The following is a 16268-nucleotide window of genomic DNA, read 5'->3' on the forward strand; positions in this document are numbered from 1 at the left end:
GCTGACGACGATGGTGCCGGCCCCGGCAGCGGCGATTAACGCGCGGAGTCGTCCTTTTCTTTCGGCGTGCCGCTGCATCCGTACTTTCCGTTCCCGTTGAACAGCGTTTCCGTCAACGACCGCAGCTTATCCAGCACTTTGCCGTACCCGAAGCCGACCAAAAAGGCGATGCCGATTTTCGCTCCCATCGAATCGTTCGTTTGGAGCAGCAGAATGCCGCTCTGGAACAATATAATCATAATGACGGCGGCGCCGCCGCATTTGATCGGCCGAAGCAAATACCACATGAGCCACCGCTCCGTCATCGGATCGTCGTAATATTCGTGCAAGAGCCGCATGGCGTATAAAGTTCCCCCGATAGCCCCGGCAATCGCGTAGAAAACGTAGTCTTTGACCGGTTCCAGCTTAATGCCCCCCCAGCTTTGCAGTACCCCGCTATAGACTAAACCGAACAGCCAAAAACAGCTGACGAACCAAATAAGCAAATACAGCAACACGCCAATTTTATGTCGTTGTCCTTTCGGAAACATAACGTGCCTCCCCCTTTCCCGGATCGCTGCGTTCTTGCTTCAGCATATGATGTGAAGCGGACGAGGGTGAGTGCGAAGTTTCCGGCGTGCGGAGAGGATATGCCGGTAGCTTGGCATGGAAGGGCAACAGGAAAAATCTCACGGAGCGAGGGACGAGGCTGAACGGAAGGCGGATGATCTGAGATTAGCCTGCCGCCGGCCAATAGGATCAGGGTAGCAGACCTGAACTGGGATGGATGGGTTGCCGAGCACAGCAGATACGGGCGGGAACGAAAATGTTGTCGACAGTATTGATGACGAAATCTTTTTTTCATTTCGTTGAAATGGCCGTTGTTCTGCATTACGATGTACTTGCGACATGTTACTGCTTACAAAAAAATGTAACAAGTCGGGTTGGATCGTACCGCTTCAGCAAGGGATTTCTTTGAATGCATCCATTTCTGATTTACATAACATTAAAAAGCAAAACACGCTGAGCCCACAAAAAGCAAACCGCCGTCATTGCGTCAGGAGGACGCAGCAACCCGAGCGCGTCCTGGCTGCGAGAGCCGGCAAAATTGTTTTACTAAGGAGGGAGCGCGTATGCGGTTTGATTTGCACACGCATTAACATCGGTGCGGGCATACCGCGGACGAAATCGAGAACTACATCCGTTCGGCCGCCGACGCCGGCTTATCGATACATCATTTTAACAGGACACACCGGCACTGCAGCTTGCCTAACCCGAACACCCGGGCTTCAATAAACGAACCATAACCAATCGAAGAGGAGCGAGTTACATGAAAATCAGAGGCATTGCGCACCGAGGCTATCCCGTCAAATACGCGGAAAATACGTTAACCGCATTTCAGGCGGCGTACGAATTGGATTTTACCCATCTGGAACTGGACGTTCACCTCAGCAAGGATGGCGTTCCGGTTCTCATGCACGACTATGCGATCGATCGCATGACCGACGGCAAAGGTCTCATTCGCGACTATACGCTGGAGGAGTTAAAACGGTTCACCGTGAAAGGAACCGACTCCATTCCGACGCTGGAGGAGGCCATGAAGCTGCTGAAAGGTAAAATGAACGTGCTGATCGAGCTGAAGCAGGCGGGCGATCTGTACCCCGGGCTGGAACAAAAAGTGCTGGAAGTGGTGCGCCGCACTGACACGCTCGATCAATCGCGGATCATTTGCTTCGACCATTTCGCCTTGGAACGGGTGCGGCAGCTCGATCCCGATATCGAGCTTGGGGCGCTGTGCACCGGCAGCTTGCCGCACGTATTTCCGTTCCTGAAGCAGATCAAATGCAATTTTCTTGGCATCCAATTTCGGTTCGTAACGCCGCGTTATGCCGAAATGATGGAGGAAAACGGCGTCATCTCCGGTCCATGGCCGATAGAGACGATCGAAGATATGGAACAGATTGCGGCCAAATATCCGACAGCCTTAATTACGACGAACCATTTGGAGCGTTGGGCGGATTTTTACCGAAATCATCCGGAACTCTCAAAAGGGTGCTGAACAACCTGGCAGAGTAAAGCTGACGGGTTGTTTGCATACGCTTTCAGGGAACAGGCAAAAAATCATCTTTACTACACTAACGTATTAGTGTAGTATCTTGTTATCGTAATAAAGAAAATGGATGAAGGAGTGATCGCTTTGTTTAAGCCTATGCCATCTGACCGTCTTCTGGAAGTGGAAACCCGCCAAGCGCTCGGGAAGCTCAAGCCTTATTCGCCGGGCAAACCGATCTGGGAGGTGCAGCAGGAGCTCGGACTCGACCGCGTCATCAAGCTCGCCTCGAACGAGAATCCGCTCGGCGCTTCACCGAAAGCGCTGCAGGCGGTCCAGCGGTTTTTGCCGGAGCTCCACCGGTATCCCGACGCTCAGGCGGTTAATCTGCGGAACGCGATTGCCGAGCGGATTGAGCTGGTGCCCGAGCAGTTGATCGTCACGAACGGAGGCGACGAGCTGCTTACGCTCATATCGGAAACGTTCCTGGAGGTGGGCGACGAGATCGTTGCGCCGTCGCCGACATTCAGCGAATACGAATTCGGCGCTACGCTGATGGGAGCGGTCACCGTACCCGTCCCGTTTGCGGAGGGGTTCCGTTTCGACATCGATGCCGTATTGTCCGCTGTAACGGAGCGGACGAAGCTTGTGTGCATTTGTTCCCCGAACAATCCTACGGGAACTTACTTGCCGCAAGGCGAGCTGCGCCGCTTGCTTGACTCGCTGCCCAAGCGGGTGCTTGTCGTTTACGACGCGGCCTACAGTCATTATGTAACGGCGGAAGATTACTCGGACGGTCTGGAGTTTGTACGCAGCGGCTATCCCGTTATCGTCCTGCAGACATTTTCGAAAATATTCGGTCTGGCCGGTATCCGCGTCGGCTTCGGCGCCGCACCTCAAGATATTATCAGCAGCATTTTGAGAGTGAAAGAGCCGTTCAATGTCAACGCACTTGCGCAAGTGGCGGCCGCAGCGGCGATTACGGACGAAGACCACGTCCGGGCTTCGCGCCAAATGAACACGGAAGGCAGAGCGCAATTGTACGAAGCGCTCGGCAAGCTTGGCTACGGATGGACGGAAAGCATGAGCAATTTTGTACTTGTTCATTTCGGGCCGGATGCGGTACGCATTTGCGAGCGCTTGCTGCACAAAGGCATTGTCGTCCGTTACAGCGGGATGTGGGGGCTGACCGAATATGCAAGGGTGAGCGTAGGTACGCCGGAGGAAAACCGCCTGTTCATTGCTGCGCTGTTAGAGTAGCGCCGAGTGATACGACGGAATCGGAATGAGCAATAAGGCACGGCTGTCGGAACAACCCGGCCGCCGTTGTTTGTTTTGACGCCGATTCCCCGGAATATGCCTGGAAATGACGGTTGACAAAAGCACGGAGGTCTCTTACAATTACAAAATCATTCGGTGTTCCGGATACGCACTTGAAGTTTGGGGAGGACATGAACGACTTGGACAGCGTTTGGCATATCGATACGTTCGGGGTCGCTTTGCGGTTGACATTGGCAGTCATTTTGGGCGGGGCCATCGGATTCGAACGGGAATGGAAGAAACGGGCTGCCGGATTTCGGACGCATATTCTCGTATGTTTAGCCGCGACATGCCTGATGGTATTGTCCATCTACGGATTTGAGGACTTTTATGCGGATCCGGCCAACTGGACGGAGGATTCAGGAGGCGATCCCAACTTGCTGGCCGACCCGGCGCGTCTTGCGGCTCAGGTCATCAGCGGAATCGGGTTTTTGGGCGCCGGAGCAATTTTGCAAAAGAACGAGTCGATCATCGGCCTGACGACGGCGGCCACGGTATGGGTCGTCGCGGCGGTCGGATTATGCGTTGGCGCCGGATTTTATTACTGCGCGGTCCTGCTTACGGTGATGTCGCTGCTGACGCTGACCGTTTTGAAGTACGTGGAAGGCTGGTTCCAGATCAAGAAACAACAGAGCGGCAAATAAATGTTTAGGCATACTGAATCGTACGGATTGATCGAATAGCGAAGACGCGCTTCCACCTACGGAAGCGCGTCTTTTTTCGTCCCGCTTCAGTCAGGGAGCAGGTTTATGTCGTCGTATCGACATCCAATATATCCAATAAGAAAACGAAGATGGGGATGCCGAGAATCAAGCCCCAAATGCCCATGTAGTGCTCCGAGAAAATAAGAACGATAAACGTGTAAAACATCGGCAGGTTCATCTTGGAAGACATCAGCTTCGGATTGAGCAGATAGCCCTCCAGCGCGTGGAGTACGGCGATCATGGCTACGACATAGATGACCATCATCCACCCGCCGATATTGTAGCCGATGATGCACAGCGGAATGAGCGAGATGACAAAGCCGACCACGGGAACGAGGCTGAGCATAAAAATCATGATGCCGAGCGCGAACAAGTAAGGAAAACCAAGAATCCACAAGCCGATGACGGTAAACACCGTATTGCACAACGCGATAAGCAGCTGCGCTTCGATCACTTTTCCGAACGATAAAATAAATTTTTTGCCGAAGTATTCCAGCTCCGTATAGAGCCATGCAATCTTGCTGTCCTTCAGTCTGGAAGTAAACGCCGTAATGCGGGGCTTCTCAAGAATAAACACTAAACTTAAAATGATCGACATGAGAAACGTGGTTCCCCAATTGCTGATTCGTAGAACATATTCGAAACCGTGCTTCATATAAGACTGCAAATTCAAATCTTTCAGCGTTTTATATATATATTTCGAAAATTCGTCTTCCGGGACGGGCAAATTGGTGAGCACCACCAAATTATCTTTCAATTGCTTAATTTGAACGAGCACCTTCGGGAAATAGTTGACGATTCCGATCACCACAGTGGATACGAGAGCGACGTACAGCAGAATGATGATGACCTTGCTGTTCACGACCACATACTTGCTTAATTTTTTCGTTACGGCCTGTTGAAGACGGTTCATGACGTAAGCGATTAAAAACGTTAACAAAACCAAATTGAGCATGTCCTTTATACTGAACAACAGCAAACAGATAATGGCAAGAATGAAAAATCGCCTTACCGTCAAGTTCGTAAAAAAAAGCTTAAGTCGTTCCATGCACTCATCTCCAATTCAGGCAACCGGGTTATTTTGTCGATTATTCATAGTTTACAGTAAGGAAAACGGTATTCGCAATGGTGTACTTGGTTCTGAAGTACCTTGCGGCCGGGAGAATACGTTTTTTTACAAATCGTTCATATGAAATTCCGTTGCGGAAAGAAATTTCGAGTTTCGTCGTTATAGCTTATATACGAAACAAATGGCTTTACGATGCATGGCCTTTGGGACAGGAGGACCCCTTATGCAAGAGCAGTCCGACCTAGAGCTGGTTGAGCAGCTGCGGCAAGGAAATATGGAGGCGTATACGCCTCTTATCGAGAAGTATAAAGGCAAAATATTCGGCCTTCTCTACCGGATGATCGGACATACGCAGGATGCCCAGGATTTGGCTCAGGACGTATTTATTAAAGCGTATAATCGCATCCAAAGTTGCCGGAACGGCGCCGGTTTTTCTTCGTGGCTGTTCCGAATCGCCTACAATCATGCTTTGGATGAATTGCGCAAACGCAAGCGCCGGCCTCTTGTCACGTCGGATGAGGCCGAAGCCATATACCAAGAGACGCCGGAGTCGATTTATTTGGAAAAAGAGCGCATCGCCGTGCTGCATGAGCGGGTAATGGCTCTGGACGAAGATTACCGTACGGTTGTTCTGCTTCGTTATGTGGAAGGACTCAGCTACAAAGAAATCGGCGCCGTTCTGTCACTGCCCGTTACGACAGTGCAAATGCGGCTTTATCGGGCGCATCATCGTCTGCGCGAAGTGTGTTTACTTCCGGTGAAAGGAGACTCCGATTATGGAATGCATGAAATCTGAACAACTGGAGGCCTACCTTCACGACCGTCTCGATCCGCATGAAAGTCGGCGGCTCGAGGAACATGCAGAACATTGCGCACACTGTCAGGAGCAGATCGCAAGGAAATGCGAATCGCTTCCACGCCTTGTCATTGTACCTGCCGAGCCCATACAGCTTGCCGCCGCATTTGTTGCAGAGACGATAAGCAAAGCGGTGAAAGAGCGGGAAAAACGGGGCTTGCGGACGGCAAAGCGAAGGAGGCTCTTGCAAGCGGCCGCCCTTTCCGTCATCGGATTGTTTTTGGCCGCGTCGCTGACGCTTTTCTTGTCACCGGCATTTGCCGATTACGTAAAAAGCTTCTTCCTGTCCGGCCGGGGAGATCAAGGGCTGAAGCGTGCGGCCGAGCAAGGATTGTCCAAGCCGCTCGAACTAAAAATTGCCGATCAAGGCATTACGATTCATATCAAGGAGGTGCTTGCGGATACGGAGCGGATCGCGGTCGTATGCGACGTAACGGATGAGCAGAGCCGTTCCTTGGTCGGCCGTCCGGACCTTGATTTGACGAAGCATATCAAGTTGACGGACGAGACAGGCAGCCAGCAGATCGGATCATGGTCGTATGTGCTGAGCGACGGCCATGCGCTGTTGGAAAATGAAATCGGCAAGCTGCAATTCCGGGGAGAGCTGCCCGACAAGCTGGTCGTGCAGATGAATTATAGCGAGCTTGGCGGCGTCAAGGGCCGGTGGGAGATAGCGATCGACGTCGATTTGACCCGTGCGAAAGCGGCGTCGCGGACGGTGGCGATCCATCGGGAATATACATCACCGCAGGGCCGCACGTTCGGCCTGCAGCGGGTGGACGTCGCGCCGAGCGGCATCGGCGTCGTCGTAGAGACGAACGACGCGGACGGCATCACGAATTATGCGTACCGGCTGCTCGACGAACAAGGACAAACGCTTCGCGTGCATGAAGATTTTTACGGGGAAGAAGGGTACAAAAGCGGGCAGCTTACGGCACGGGGACCGATCGTCAGCGAGGGGAGCCGTCCCGGCGTTAAGCAATGGAGCGATTTGTTCCAGCCGCTTACCGATAAAGAAAAGAAACGTCTCGTCTTCAAGCTAGATGCGTTCTACTATAGCGAGAAGGTGGAGTTTAGCCAAACCATTGAACCGCCGAAGATGATGCATGAACCTGTAGCCCTCGATCTCGGAGGAAACCGGATCGTACTGAACGGGTTTCGAATCAAAAAGGATAAGGAGAAGGAAAGCGTTCAGGGGCGACCAGTTCTGAAACCAGGGGCGATCATGGAGTATGAAGCGACGCTCGATCGCGACGTGGTCGGGCTTCGCGGTTTCACAATCACCGATGAAAGTGGAAACCGGCTGCCGCTAAGCAACTCCATCCGCCGCAGGACGAAAGAGCACGACGGCATCATTCGTATCCAAGGCTTCTTCCTTATACCCGACATTGCGGAAGTCCCGAAACAGTGGACGTTAGCTTTTGATAAGCTGGACAAGCAGGAGCGAGTGCAGTGGGAAGTGCCCGTCAATCTTGAACAATAACGCGTGAAATAGAGCGGCTAAACCGACGGACGAACCGGAAAAAGAAAAACGAGGCTGATCCGCGCGTCAACGATGCCATTGTCTTCTGGCGCTGACATGAATGGGGCGCAGTCTGGTTACACTATCATAGATTCCATTGGGAAGGAGGGGTGATTGTGTCCAGAGACAACGCGAACAATAACGGCAAAAAACAACAGCCTGGCAATAACCAGGATTCCGAGGTGGCGGAATCGAAATCGAAGAAATAGAGGTTCCGCGCAAGCGGGAAAGGCCAGCCGGCGGACGGCTGGCTTCTTTTTGGATTTTGGGCGGATAACGGCATATAATGGGAAGTATTACAATCCATTTGGAGGGATAGCACATGGGTCTGATTCCTACGCAGGAGCAGTTGGACAAATATGCGGCATTAGCCGTTAGAATGGGCGTCAATGTACAGGAAGGGCAGACGATCGTCGTCACGGCGCCGCTCGCCGCGGCGGATCTTGTGCGGCGCATCGCGGCGAAGGCGTATGAGGCCGGCGCTAAAAACGTGCATGTCGATTGGGTCGACGAGGAGCTTACGCTCATTAAATACAAGCTGGCGCCGATGGAAGCGTTCAGCGAATATCCGATGTGGCGGGCCAAAGGGATGGAAGAGATGGCCGAGAACGGGGCGGCGTTTCTGCAAATTTATGCCCCGAACCCCGATCTGCTGACAGGCGTCGAATCGGCGCGCATCGCTACCGCGACGAAGACGAGCGCCACCGCCTTGAACAAATACCGCAGCTATTTGATGTCGCATAAGAACGCCTGGTCGCTGATTTCCTACGCCACGCCGGAGTGGGCGGCCAAAGTATTCCCGGATCTTTCCCCGGAGTCTGCGGTGCAGAAGCTGTGGGAGCGCATCTTGGATGCCACGCGAATCGACAAAGAGAATCCGATTCAGGCATGGAAAGAGCATAATGCAAAACTAGCGCAAACCGTTGAGCTGCTTAATAGTAAACGGTATAAACAGCTTCAATATGAAGCTCCGGGCACGAGCCTGACGATTGAGCTGCCAGAGGAGCATGCTTGGCTCGGCGGTGCCAAAGAAAACGCCAAGGGCGTCCTGTTCAATCCGAACATGCCGACGGAGGAAGTGTTCACGATGCCGCGCAAAGACGGCGTAAACGGAACGGTCCGCAGCACGAAGCCGCTGAATTACGGAGGACAGCTGATCGACGGCTTCTCCTTGACGTTCAAAGACGGCAAAGTGGTCGAGTTTACGGCGGATCAAGGGTATGAAGCGCTGGAGCGGCTGCTGAATACGGACGAAGGCGCGCGGTCGCTCGGCGAAGTGGCGCTGGTGCCTTACGATTCGCCGATTTCGAATGCGAACGTTATATTTTACAACACGCTGTACGATGAGAATGCTTCCTGCCATCTTGCGCTCGGTCAAGCGTATCAGGTCAACCTGAAGGGCGGCACCGGGATGACGGAGGAGGAGCTTGCCGGACACGGTGTGAACAAAAGTTTAATTCACGTCGACTTTATGATCGGCTCGGCGGAAATGAACATTGACGGGGTCACGCCGGACGGCAGACGCGAACCGATATTCCGGGGCGGCAATTGGGCCATCTGAGCCGACCATATTTGTAGGAACCTGATGATACAGGAACAAAAAAGCCGGAAGCGTTCACCAGGGGTGAACGTTTTTCCGGCTTTTGGTCTTTTGTTTGCTCCGACTGCTTTAGAGAGGAGGGTGTGTATGACATTTGCGGCACACCGGGTAGTACGAGTCGTTGCCGCCGATCTGAATTTGCTCCCCGGTATATACCGGCTTGCCCGCTTCATCCACTCTCAGGTTCATGGTCGCTTTGCGCTCGCAAAACCAGCAGATCGTCTTCATCTCTTCGATTTTATCCGCATACAGCAGCATGTAGCGGCTGCCCTCGAACAGCTCGTTCTGAAAATCGTTCTTCAGCCCGAACCCCATTACCGGAATATTCAGCTCGTCTACAATGCGGGTGAGCTGCAGAATCTGTTCTTTGTTCAAAAATTGCACTTCATCTACCAATACGCAGGAGATCCGGGTCGTCTGCTGCTGCACGATGCCGATAATGTCAGTGTCGTCGTTGATCGGAATCGCTTCGCGCCGAAGCCCGATTCGCGAGGATACATAACCGACCTCATCGCGATTGTCGAGACCGGAGGTGAAGATCAGCACGGACTTGTCCTGCTCTTCGTAGTTGTGAGCGACTTTCAATATTTCAATCGATTTGCCGCTGTTCATCGCTCCATAACGAAAATATAATTGGGCCAAAATATACACCTTCGTTCGTCGTTGTTCGCATAACGAACAATATCATAGCATAAGATTCAGAGTTGGTACAGCCGAACGAACGTCGGGAATGATGCGGTTTGGCATGGAGAAACAATGCTGCAACGGCGTCAACAAATCTATCAATATATCAGAAAAATCGAAATATTTTAAATTGCCATAAATTAAATCAGGTGTTAATATAAAACATATTATTCTTGCAGAGCTTTTGACATCTGGTGTTAGGTATTATGGCTTCCGTTGTGCTTTATTTACATGATAATCCCAAAAATTAGTAAAGAAAGGTTGCGCAGCATGAACAAATATGGATTACCCGTCAAACAGGGTCTCTATGATCCGCAATTTGAGCATGACGCTTGCGGCATCGGTTTCGTTGCTCACATCAAGGGAAAGCCATCGCATGACATTGTTTCGCAAGCGCTTACCGTACTTTGCAATCTGGACCACCGCGGCGGTCAGGGAGAGCATAATACCGGGGACGGAGCAGGCATTCTGCTGCAGCTTCCCCATAAATATTTTGTCAAGGCATGCGAAGCCGAAAGCATTCGATTGCCGGAACCCGGCCGGTATGGCGTAGGCATGGTGTTTCTGCCGCAGGATGCGGAAGCGCGGATCGCCTGTGAGCGGCTTGTCGAGGAGAAGGTGCGCGAGGCCGGGCAGCTGTTTCTCGGATGGAGAACCGTGCCGACGAATAACGCCAAGCTTGGGCAATCCGCCCGTTCGGCAGAGCCGGTCGTTCGCCAGGTGTTCATCGGCGCGTCCGACGAGGTGCCGGGCGAGATGGCGCTCGAACGCAAGCTGTACGTCATCCGCAAGCTGGCAGAGAACGGCGCCAAAACGATCAAGGATGCGGGAATGTTCTTCTTCTCCAGCTTGTCCAGCCGTACGATCGTCTACAAAGGCATGCTGACGCCTGAGCAAGTCGACGATTACTACGTGGAGCTCAAAGACCCGGATGTCGAATCGGCGATTGCGCTCGTGCATTCCCGATTCAGTACGAACACGTTTCCGAGCTGGGAGCGAGCGCATCCTTATCGATATTTGATTCATAACGGCGAAATCAACACGCTGCGAGGCAATGTGAACTGGATGCACGCGCGTCAGGCGATGTGCCAAACGGATTTGTTCGGCAACGATTTCCAAAACATATTGCCGATCATTGACGGGGACGGCTCGGACTCGCAAATGTTCGACAACTGTCTGGAGTTTCTCATGCTTTCCGGCCGCTCTTTGCCGCACGCGGCGATGATGATGATTCCGGAGCCGTGGTCCAAGCACGAATCGATGAACGATAAAAAGAAAGCGTTTTACGAATACCACAGCTGTCTGATGGAACCGTGGGACGGTCCGGCCGCCATTTCGTTTACGGACGGCAAGTCGGTCGGCGCCGTGCTTGACCGCAACGGCTTGCGCCCGGCGCGCTACTACGTGACGAAGGACGATCTGATCGTTCTGGCTTCGGAAGCGGGCGTGCTGAACATCGCTCCGGAGCGCATCGTCTCCAAGCAGCGCCTACAGCCGGGCCGCATGCTGCTCGTCGATACAGTGGAAGGGCGGATCGTCGCGGACGAAGAGATCAAGGAACGCATCGTGAGTGAGCAGCCGTACCGCGAATGGCTGAACGAGCATTTGATTTCGCTCAGCCAGCTGCCGGATGCGCCGGAAGTGCCGGAAGGCGACGCGGAGACCGTGCTGCAGCGGCAGCAGGCGTTCGGCTACACGTTCGAGAACTTGCGGAAGGTGCTCGATCCGATGGCACGCACCGGCGTCGATCCGATCGGCTCGATGGGTTTCGATGCGCCGCTTGCGGTGCTATCGGAACGTCCGCAGCTGCTGTACAGCTACTTTAAGCAATTGTTCGCGCAGGTAACGAACCCGCCGCTTGACGCGAACTTTGAGGAGATCATTACCGCGCAGGGCACGACGCTCGGACCCGAGGGCAATCTGCTCGACCCGCGGCCGGAGAGCTGCCGTCACATCCGGATCGAGACGCCGATTCTGACGAACGCCGAGCTTGCCAAGCTGCGCCATATCGAGCGGGAAGGCTTCAAGACCGTCACGCTGCCGATCGTATTCCGCGCAGCGGAAGGAACGGACGGCCTGGAGCGGGCGATGGACGCGCTGTATGCCGCCGCCGACCGGGCGATTGCGGACGGAGCGACGCTCATCATCTTGTCCGACCGCGGCGTCGATGCGGCGCATGCCGCCATTCCCGCCCTGCTGGCCGTCTCCGGCCTGCACCACCATCTGATCCGCGAAGGAACGCGGACGAAGATCGGGCTGCTGCTCGAATCCGGCGAACCGCGCGAGGTGCATCACTTCGCCCTGCTGCTCGGTTACGGCGCCGGCGCGATCAATCCGTACCTGGCGATGGAAACGCTGGACGATATGATACGGCGCAAGCAGCTGAAGGATATTACGTATGAGAAGGCGCTTTACAACTATATTAAAGCGGCCACCAAGGGCGTTGTGAAGGTGCTCGCGAAGATGGGCATTTCGACGATCCAGTCGTACCGGGGCGCGCAAATTTTCGAAGCGGTCGGCCTCGATGCATCCGTGATCGAAAAATATTTTACGTGGACGTATACGCCGGTCGGCGGCATCAAGATCGATGCGATCGCACGGGAAGCGCTGCTTCGTCATGAGCGGGCTTATTCGGAGCAGGAAGGCCGCGACCGGGTGCTCGACGCAGGCGGCGAGCTGCAGTGGCGGCGCAGCGGCGAGGAGCATCTGTACAATCCGGAGACGATTCATGCGCTGCAGGCCGCGGTTCGCACGAACAATTTCGGCATGTACAAAAACTTCGTCAAGCTGATCCATCAGGAGAACGAGCGCTTTATGACGCTCCGCTCGCTGTTCTCGTTCAAATCCGGTCGCACCCCCGTTCCGATCGAAGAGGTCGAGCCGGCGGAGTCGATCTTCAAACGATTCAAGACGGGCGCGATGTCGTACGGTTCCATCTCGAAGGAAGCGCACGAGAGCCTGGCGATCGCGATGAACCGGATCGGCGGCAAGAGTAACACCGGCGAAGGCGGGGAGCACCATGAGCGTTTCAAGCCGGATGCGAACGGCGATTTGCGCCGCAGCGCGATCAAGCAGGTGGCCTCCGGCCGGTTCGGGGTCACGAGCAACTACCTGGTGAACGCGGACGAAATTCAAATCAAGATGGCGCAGGGCGCCAAGCCGGGCGAAGGCGGGCAGCTGCCGGGCTCGAAGGTGTATCCGTGGGTGGCCGAGGTGCGGGGCGTGACGCCGGGCGTTGGCCTCATTTCGCCGCCGCCGCATCACGACATTTATTCGATTGAGGATTTGGCGGAGCTGATCCACGATCTCAAGAACGCCAATCCGCGGGCGCGCATCAGCGTCAAGCTTGTATCGGAGGTCGGCGTCGGAACGATCGCCGCGGGCGTGGCCAAAGGCAAAGCCGATGTCGTGCTGATCAGCGGCTATGACGGAGGCACGGGGGCATCGCCGCAAACGTCGATCCGCCATGCCGGATTGCCGTGGGAGCTGGGTCTGGCCGAGACGCACCAGACGCTCGTGCTGAACAATCTGCGCAGCCGCATCACCGTCGAAACCGACGGCAAGCTGATGACGGGACGTGACGTTGTCGTCGCTGCGCTGCTGGGCGCGGAAGAATTCGGCTTCGCGACGACGCCGCTCATCGCGCTCGGCTGTATCATGATGCGCGTCTGCCATCTGGACACGTGTCCGGTCGGCGTGGCGACGCAAAATCCGGAGCTGCGCAAGAAATTTACCGGGGATCCGCAGCATGTGGTCCATTTCATGCATTTCGTCGCGCAGGATACGCGGGAGCTGATGGCGGAGCTAGGATTCCGTACGGTGGAAGAGATGATCGGGCATACCGAGATCCTCGAAACGAGAGAAGCCGTCAAACATTGGAAAGCGAAAGGCATCGACCTGTCGGCGCTGCTGTATCAGCCTGAGGTCGGCGAAGAGGTGGGACGTTATTGTTCTGTCCCGCAGGATCACGGGTTGGCTCGTTCGCTCGATATGACCGAGCTGATGAACATCTGCAGGCCGGCGATCGACAATAAAGAGAAGGTCAGCGCCATATTGCCGATCCATAACGTCAACCGGGTCGTCGGCACAATTGTCGGCAGCGAAGTGACGCGCAAGTACGGGTTGGAGGGGCTGCCGCACGATACGATTCGTCTGCACTTTAACGGATCCGCGGGTCAAAGCTTCGGCGCATTCGTGCCGAAAGGCATGACGCTGTCGCTTGAAGGCGACGCGAACGACTACTTCGGCAAAGGGCTTTCGGGCGGCAAGCTCGCCGTATTCCCGCCGGAGAAGGCCGCCTTTGCCGCCGAAGACAACATTATTATCGGCAACGTCGCGTTCTACGGCGCCACAGACGGCGAAGCGTACATTCGCGGCATCGCCGGCGAACGGTTCTGCGTACGGAACTCCGGCGTCCGGGCGGTCGTCGAAGGCGTCGGCGACCACGGCTGCGAGTATATGACCGGCGGACGCGTCGTCGTCCTCGGCCCGACGGGCCGCAACTTTGCGGCGGGCATGTCCGGGGGCATCGCCTATGTGTTCGATGAGCACGGAACGTTCCAGCAGCAGTGCAACAAAGAAATGGTGCTCCTTGAAGCGGTGGAGGAAGTGTACGAGGCCGCGGAGCTGAAAAATATGATTCAGCATCATGCTTCTTACACGGACAGCGCCGTCGCCCACCGCATTTTGCAAAACTGGGAAGCGAGTTTATGGAAGTTCGTCAAAGTGATACCGAAGGACTACAAGCGGATGTTCGAGGCAATCGAGCGCGTGAAGCGATCCGGCCTCAGCCAGCAGGAAGCGATGCTCGTCGCCTTCGAGGAAAACATGAAAGACGTCTCCCGCGTCAGCGGAAACTAAACGTCGGATGTTGATTAACGTTTTCAACCTTGAGTCTGGAGGAACCAATCGATGGGTAAACCAACCGGTTTTTTGGAATACGGGCGCGAAGTTCCGGTCGAGAACAACCCTCTGCTGCGCATAGCGAACTGGAAAGAATTCAGTACGCCGCTGCCGGAGGAGAAGCTGCAGCAGCAAGGGGCCCGCTGTATGGATTGCGGCATTCCGTTCTGTCATACGGGCAAAATCATCAGCGGCATGGCGGCCGGGTGTCCCGTGAACAATCTCATTCCCGAATGGAACGATCTCGTCTATCAGGGGCGTTGGCGGGAAGCGCTGGACCGGCTTCATAAGACGAACAATTTCCCCGAGTTTACGGGCCGCGTCTGTCCGGCGCCCTGCGAGGGCTCCTGTACGGTCGGCTTGAACGGATCGCCGGTGACGATCAAGAACATTGAGAAGTCGATCATCGACAAAGGTTTTGCCGAAGGCTGGGTGACGCCGCAGCCGCCCGAAGTGCGTACGGGCAAAAAGGTGGCGGTCGTCGGCTCCGGCCCGTCGGGTCTCGCCTGCGCGGCGCAGCTGAATAAAGCCGGACATACGGTCACGGTATACGAACGGGCGGACCGTCCCGGCGGGCTGCTCATGTACGGCATCCCGAATATGAAGCTTGACAAGAAGTATGTGCAGCGACGGGTCGACCTGCTGGCCGCGGAAGGCGTTACTTTCGTGACGGGGACGGAGATCGGCAAAGATATCCCGGCTTCGAAGCTCAAGGAGGAGTTCGACGCGATCGTGCTGTGCGGCGGAGCGACGAAAGGACGCGACTTGAACATCGAAGGGCGGGAGCTCAAAGGCGTCCACCTTGCGATGGAGTTTCTGTCGAAGAACACGAAGAGCTTGCTCGACTCCGAGCATCAGGATGGACAGTATATCTCGGCGGAGGGCAAGGACGTCGTCGTCATCGGCGGCGGCGACACCGGTACGGACTGCGTGGGAACCTCGATTCGCCACAAATGCAAAAGCGTGACGCAATTCGAGATCATGGCGAAGCCGCCGGAAACGCGTCAGCCGAACAACCCGTGGCCGGAATGGCCGCGCGTCCTCAAGATTGACTACGGCCAGGAGGAGGCAACCGTGCTGCAAGGCGAAGATCCGCGCAAATACTTGATCTCGACCAAGAAATTCGTCGGCGACGAGAACGGGCATGTGAAGGAGCTTCATACGGTGCTCATCGAGTGGAAGAAGGACGATCAAGGGCGTTTCGTTCCGGTCGAAGTGCCAGGCAGCGAGCAAGTATACCCGGCTCAGCTCGTGCTGCTGGCGATGGGCTTCATGGGCCCGGAAAACACCGTGCTCGATCAGCTTGGCGTGGAAAAGGATGAGCGGTCCAACGCCAAGGCGGACTACGGCAGGTTCGCGACGAGCGTCGAAGGTGTGTTCAGCGCAGGCGATATGCGGCGCGGGCAAAGTCTGGTCGTTTGGGCGATCAACGAAGGCCGGGAGGCTGCACGGGAAGTGGACCGGTATTTGATGGGCGCTTCCAATTTGCCGTAACGATGATGTGTTAGCTCCAATGATAAGGGAGGAAGAGGAATTCGGCTTGCGCTTTTGCAGCGCGGGGCGAGCCTTTTCCTTCATTTTG

11 protein-coding genes are annotated in these 16268 nt (G+C 55.1%); 8 read left to right on the top strand and 3 right to left on the bottom strand.

The genetic code is table 11. From position 1 onward, the window contains the following. Positions 1-35: 35 nt before the first annotated feature. The gene (locus tag ACFQI7_RS31625) at positions 36-530 is read right to left on the bottom strand and encodes a hypothetical protein (protein ID WP_218101724.1); all 495 of its coding nucleotides are present in this window, start codon (positions 528-530) and stop codon (positions 36-38) included. Between the two features lie 779 nt (positions 531-1309). Between ACFQI7_RS31625 and ACFQI7_RS31630 the strand changes: the two genes are divergently transcribed. The 3 genes from ACFQI7_RS31630 to ACFQI7_RS31640 all read left to right on the top strand — a co-directional run bounded on the left by ACFQI7_RS31630 (position 1310) and on the right by ACFQI7_RS31640 (position 3993). Next, the gene (locus ACFQI7_RS31630) at positions 1310-2038 is read left to right on the top strand and encodes a glycerophosphodiester phosphodiesterase (RefSeq protein WP_218101723.1); all 729 of its coding nucleotides are present in this window, start codon (positions 1310-1312) and stop codon (positions 2036-2038) included. A 150-nt stretch (positions 2039-2188) separates the two neighbouring features. Beyond that, positions 2189-3289 carry a histidinol-phosphate transaminase gene (gene hisC, locus ACFQI7_RS31635; RefSeq protein WP_218101799.1) on the top strand — a complete coding sequence of 367 codons (1101 nt, stop codon included), beginning with the start codon at positions 2189-2191 and terminating at the stop codon, positions 3287-3289. A gap of 200 nt (positions 3290-3489) precedes the next feature. Continuing rightward, positions 3490-3993 carry an MgtC/SapB family protein gene (locus ACFQI7_RS31640; protein ID WP_377518193.1) on the top strand — a complete coding sequence of 168 codons (504 nt, stop codon included), beginning with the start codon at positions 3490-3492 and terminating at the stop codon, positions 3991-3993. 103 nt (positions 3994-4096) lie between these two features. On the opposite strand, the gene ACFQI7_RS31645 is transcribed toward ACFQI7_RS31640, so the two are convergent. Then, a complete protein-coding gene (locus ACFQI7_RS31645) occupies positions 4097-5101 on the bottom strand; it encodes an AI-2E family transporter (RefSeq protein WP_218101721.1) in 1005 nt (334 codons plus the stop codon). Between the two features lie 244 nt (positions 5102-5345). Here ACFQI7_RS31645 and ACFQI7_RS31650 point away from each other — a divergent pair, with 244 nt between their 5' ends. The 3 genes from ACFQI7_RS31650 to ACFQI7_RS31660 all read left to right on the top strand — a co-directional run bounded on the left by ACFQI7_RS31650 (position 5346) and on the right by ACFQI7_RS31660 (position 9061). Next, a complete protein-coding gene (locus ACFQI7_RS31650; RefSeq protein ID WP_218101720.1) occupies positions 5346-5918 on the top strand; it encodes an RNA polymerase sigma factor in 573 nt (190 codons plus the stop codon). After that, positions 5899-7461, top strand: a complete 1563-nt coding sequence (locus ACFQI7_RS31655) for a DUF4179 domain-containing protein (RefSeq protein WP_218101719.1) — start codon at positions 5899-5901, stop codon at positions 7459-7461. The genes ACFQI7_RS31650 and ACFQI7_RS31655 overlap by 20 nt, the downstream gene beginning before the upstream one ends. Positions 7462-7822: 361 nt before the next feature. Continuing rightward, complete coding sequence (locus ACFQI7_RS31660) at positions 7823-9061, top strand: aminopeptidase (protein ID WP_377518196.1); 1239 nt, start codon at positions 7823-7825, stop codon at positions 9059-9061. Positions 9062-9169: 108 nt separating this feature from the next. Here ACFQI7_RS31660 and ACFQI7_RS31665 read toward each other — a convergent pair whose 3' ends face one another. Continuing rightward, a complete protein-coding gene (locus ACFQI7_RS31665; protein WP_218101718.1) occupies positions 9170-9742 on the bottom strand; it encodes a thymidine kinase in 573 nt (190 codons plus the stop codon). Between the two features lie 312 nt (positions 9743-10054). Between ACFQI7_RS31665 and gltB the strand changes: the two genes are divergently transcribed. Together gltB and ACFQI7_RS31675 are read left to right on the top strand one after the other, a co-directional pair. Continuing rightward, complete coding sequence (gene gltB, locus ACFQI7_RS31670; protein ID WP_218101717.1) at positions 10055-14644, top strand: glutamate synthase large subunit; 4590 nt, start codon at positions 10055-10057, stop codon at positions 14642-14644. Positions 14645-14695: 51 nt separating this feature from the next. Further along, complete coding sequence (locus tag ACFQI7_RS31675; RefSeq protein WP_218101716.1) at positions 14696-16180, top strand: glutamate synthase subunit beta; 1485 nt, start codon at positions 14696-14698, stop codon at positions 16178-16180. The last annotated feature ends 88 nt before the right edge of the window (positions 16181-16268 follow it).

The organism is Paenibacillus allorhizosphaerae (genome assembly GCF_042659105.1).
In the GTDB taxonomy this organism is placed as follows: Bacteria; Bacillota; Bacilli; order Paenibacillales; family NBRC-103111; genus Paenibacillus_G; species Paenibacillus_G allorhizosphaerae.